This is a genomic window from uncultured Porphyromonas sp., from assembly GCF_934359325.1.
Lineage (GTDB): Bacteria > Bacteroidota > Bacteroidia > Bacteroidales > Porphyromonadaceae > Porphyromonas_A.
Genome location: NZ_CAKRLH010000124.1, coordinates 1 through 4,690 on the forward strand (window position 1 = coordinate 1; position 4,690 = coordinate 4,690).

The following is a 4,690-nucleotide window of genomic DNA, read 5'->3' on the forward strand; positions in this document are numbered from 1 at the left end:
CCCGGCGAGGATGCCTCCTGGGGAGCGACGATGACGGGAGGGGCATGGCTCTGCCGCCACCTCTGGGACCACTACGACTTTACTCGGGACACCACATACCTGAGAGCGATCTACCCGACACTACTCGATGCGTCCCGCTTCTTCCTCTCCACGATGATCCGGGAGCCTAAGGACGGACGGCTCGTCACCGCCCCCTCATCCTCGCCGGAGAATGGCTTTTACCTCCCCGGTGACTCGACCCACATCGCCTACATCTGCATGGGACCGACGATGGACACCCAGCTGGTCGGCGAGCTCTACCGCCACACGCTGCGAGCCGCCGAGATCCTCGGTACCTATGATCCCGACCTGACCCGGATGGCGAATGCCCTGCCGCTGCTCCCGCCGATGCAGGTCAGCAAGGAGGGCTACCTCGTGGAGTGGCTCGAGGACTACCGCGAGATGGACATCCACCACCGCCACGTCTCCCACCTCTACGGGCTCTATCCCGGTGACGCTATCACCGTGCGCGAGACGCCGGAGCTGGCCGAGGTGGCACGCGTCACGCTCAGGAGACGAGGCGATGCCGGTACCGGATGGAGTCGGGCATGGAAGATCAATTTCTGGGCAAGACTCAAGGATGGCAACCACGCCGCAAAACTCCTCAAGAGTCTCTTTGTCCCCGCCTTTGACGAAAAGGGAGAGCTGGTCAACATAGGTGGCACGCTGCCCAATCTCTTCTGCGCCCACCCGCCCTTCCAGATCGACGGCAACTTCGGCGGCACCGCCGGCATCGCCGAGATGCTGCTTCAGAGTCACGAGGGGGTGATCGAGCTCCTCCCTGCCCTACCGGACCTCTGGCACACCGGCAGCTACACCGGACTCTGCGCCCGCGGAGGCGTGGAGGTGGACTGCAGCTGGAGCGATGGGAAGGTGACCGAAGTGACGCTCCACAACCGCCTCGCCTCCCCCACCACGGTAACCCTCCGCGATGCCACCCGCGACAAGGAGCAGCAAGTGACCGTCCTCCCTGATAAGCCGCTCACCCTCCATCTGTAAGCGACCGCACCACCCGGACAAGTCCCGGGCGGACCCGGAGCAGATACCGATAGAGATCGGGGATTTGCCTGCACTTTTTGAAAACTTATAACTTATTCTTTATTGCCCATGAAGAGACCTCTATACCTCCTGGTGACCCTCTTGCTGATCGCCTCAGGTACCCTATACGGACAGAAAGACTCGTCTGCTAAGGCGAGGGGAGCGCTCGTACTCACTTATGTCAAGCGCCCGGTGCTGCCACCGACGGAGGGGGATCCCACAGCCGAGGCCGCCGACGAGCTTTACCTCCTCTACATCATCGGCAATCAAGCGGCAGCCACCCTGCAGAGAGATGCGGTCGTCAGAGACAGCATCCTCTACCCGAGCGGCTCAGACGCCTGTCTGACAGACCTGTCGACGGGGAGCTATATGCGCAGGGATGAGAGTACGATACTGGGTGGCCCCTATCTCATCACCGGCTGTCGGAAGTACAAGTGGGATCTCACCGATGAAACTAAGGTGATCGGAGGGATGAACTGCTCCAAGGTACGCCCGACCGACCGGGAGAAGCCGGTACTCTGGATCGCTGATGATCTACCGGTCTCGGCAGGACCCGTCGGACTCACCGGTCTGCCCGGTGCGGTGGTCTCGATGCGGTGGGGAGACCATACGTATAGCCTCAGAGGGGTCACGACAGATCCCGGCATAAGTGGCATAGCCTTCACGAAAGAGGGGAAGCCCTGCACGGAGGAGCAGTACGAGGCGATTGTGGATGAGATACTGGGTCCACTCCTCGAGAACGGTGGCAGTATGGAGATCGGAGGGGGTACCATCAGGATCGTACAGTAGACAGGTACTATGCACCTCTCCCGCCTCAGAGTCCTGGGTCTGCTGCTGTTGCTCTGCCTCACCAGTACACACCTATTTGCCCAGTCAGACCTCACGGTGAAGGGCCAGGTATTGGACGAAGAGGGCAGACCTCTTCCCTATGCCATGGTGCAGCTCTCGACAGACCGGGACGCCAAGCAGGGACGACTATATGTCGTCACGGATCCGGAGGGAAGATTTGTCCTGGAGGATGTACCGGGAGATCCTCCCAAGCGGTGGCTGACGGTGCGGCTCATCGGATTTCGGACCTACAGGAGGGAGCTCGATCTGTCCGACAGCTCCGAGATAGACAGTCTCATGATCCGCCTTCGCCCATCGACTGAGACCCTCTCCGAGGTGGTCGTCTCCGCCTCATCGCCGGATGTCTACGCAAGGGGAGATACGATAGTCTTTGATAGCAAGAAGTTTGCAAGCGGCGGGGAGCAAACCCTGGGAGACGTGGTCCGAGAGTTGCCGGGTATGCAGATCGATGGCTCGGGACAACTAACCTTCCAGGGGTCTCCGATCCATAAGATCCTGATCAATAACAAGGATCTGCTGACGACAGACACCTCCACAGCACTGAACACCTTCTCATCTGACTTTGCCGACGAGATCGAGGTGATCAATGACTACAAGGATGGTGATATCGGCGAAGACTTCACCTCACACAAGCAGCGAGCACTCAATCTAAAGACCAAGCGTCCCCTCAGCACGACCGGACGTATATCCCTGGTCGCCGGGGCAAAGGGACGCTATGCTCCATCCGCCACGACGATCTCAGTCAGCGACAAGCTCTCTCTCAGTCTGCAAGGTGCAGGGGCAAATACCGGGGATCCGCTGCTTACAGAGAGCGAAGTCAGCACCTACTCCACCCTCTACCCAAGTATATCATCGCAGGAGAAGCCCCTGCCTCTACCGCCCGGTACAGAGCGGCTCAGTTCATCCCGCCCCGATGAGTACTCCCGCAGCGGAGCCGTGGGAGGAGTATCTCTCGCCTGGCGGCCCCGGGCGGACTACCGACTGCACTCGACCACACTACTCCATGAGTCACGCAGGGCTCAGTCAGGAGAGAGCCGGTACGAGTATAGTCCCATCGTCTCTGAGGAGAGTCTACCAACCTACGGCGAGAGCTATGATCGCGATCAGCGTGACCTCCTCCTGACGCAGCAGATCGGGCAGCGATGGATTCCCTCCCACCGCTTTGCGCTCCACAGTACCATGCAGGCCGCACTCACACGGGAGAGGGATCGGGGAGAGTTCCTCAGCTCTGTCCATAGTCAGCCAGAGAAGAGTCGTGAGACACTGAGCCGGCACTACAGACAGCTGGGCGGAAGCACTGAGGCAAAGTATCTCATAGGCAAGGGGCTGCTCTACGGCGGAGTCTATGCTATGCTGGAGCAGGACGGGATGGAGGAAGGACTTGAGACCTCTCTCCCTCAGCTACTTAAGCACCTCGCTCTCCCTGCAGCGAGTGACGGCGACTATCGAGGGATAGACTACCGCCTATCCGATCGGAGAGTCAGTTCACAGATTTACGTAGGAAGTCTCTTCCCACTACAGGAGGATCTCCTAGCAAAGGCGGAGATCTCTGCCAAGAGCGACCGCCACACCTCCGAGTACCTCGCCGAGGAGATGGGGATCGGTACCACCACCGAGCGCCTCGCCGCTGATCGCATAGAGGGCTATCTGGGACTCACCAAGAGGAAGGGACTCCTACAGCTGGATGGGGGAGCCGGACTCACCTACGCACGCTATGCCTTTCGTACTTCCGACCGGAGTATAGAGGATCCTAACCTAAGCCTCCGCCCCACGGCGCAGGTCACACTGCACTTCGATGAAGGCAACGACCTTATCCTCTACGGCGAGCACCGACAGCTCCCGGTAGCTATGGAGCGTCTCTCAAGGGTCAGGTGGATCGAAGACCACAGCCGCATAAGACAGTCCTCGCTCATCAACAGCCCTATAGCAGGGATAACGGATGCGATGGTGCTTTATTCTTTCATTAACCTTCGCCACCGGCTCTTTTTCCTCTCCCATCTCTCATACCACCTGTCCACCGACAATGGGCGTATGGAAGTGATGGAGAGCGGACCAATCTCGCTATACAGATACCGCGATGGCGGAAGGGAGGAGATACTCCAGGGGTCGATCAGCTACTCCTCTGCACTCTTCCGATCACCTATTGACATCTCTGCAGGACTGAAGGGGAGTATCTCTGAGACTCCCTTTGTACTCCACGGCGAGGAGATGCTCCTCTGCTCCAAGCGACTCCACTCGGACTTCGGTCTCACGAGCCGACTTCGTCATAGCCCTGTAAATGCTTCGCTCCGTCTCTTCGGCGACCTGAGAGTGTGGAGTGGCTCACGCGACCATAGCGACCACCGCCTGACAGAGACCGGGGGCAGCCTTGCACTCAAGGGACGCCACAGGTCACTCTCCTACCAGGTCAGCGGGACGTATAAGAGTCTGACGGAGAGCGAGGAGAAGAGTCGACAAGAACTCATGGAGCTCGCACTTCAGGTGTACTACAAGTGGGGCAAGTGGACCGCCTCGATACGCGGGAAGGATCTCCTGCATCTCGACGGCAAGGAGTGGCTCCAGGAGAGGGTCTACCCCGGATATCGGTACAGAGAGTACTACAGAGGTCTCCCCGGCTATCTCTTGGTCGGGCTGGAGTACCACTTCTAAGGGGATCGTACTCCCCGACGCCGGGGAGTATCGTACCGGGCTGGATAGAGTTCGGTGAATTCTAAACCCGGTATTAGTGATCACTAAACCCGGTAATAGTGATCACTAATACCGG

General features: G+C 59.2%; 3 protein-coding genes. All 3 read left to right on the top strand.

The genetic code is table 11. The features are described 5' to 3' along the window. The coding region (locus Q0F21_RS05375; RefSeq protein ID WP_363282640.1) for a glycoside hydrolase family 95-like protein at positions 1-1,038 on the top strand (1,038 nt) is incomplete at its 5' end. Positions 1,039-1,146: 108 nt separating this feature from the next. Continuing rightward, a complete protein-coding gene (locus Q0F21_RS05380; protein ID WP_297238096.1) occupies positions 1,147-1,866 on the top strand; it encodes a GLPGLI family protein in 720 nt (239 codons plus the stop codon). Between the two features lie 9 nt (positions 1,867-1,875). Continuing rightward, the gene (locus tag Q0F21_RS05385; RefSeq protein WP_297238098.1) at positions 1,876-4,575 is read left to right on the top strand and encodes a carboxypeptidase regulatory-like domain-containing protein; all 2,700 of its coding nucleotides are present in this window, start codon (positions 1,876-1,878) and stop codon (positions 4,573-4,575) included. The last annotated feature ends 115 nt before the right edge of the window (positions 4,576-4,690 follow it).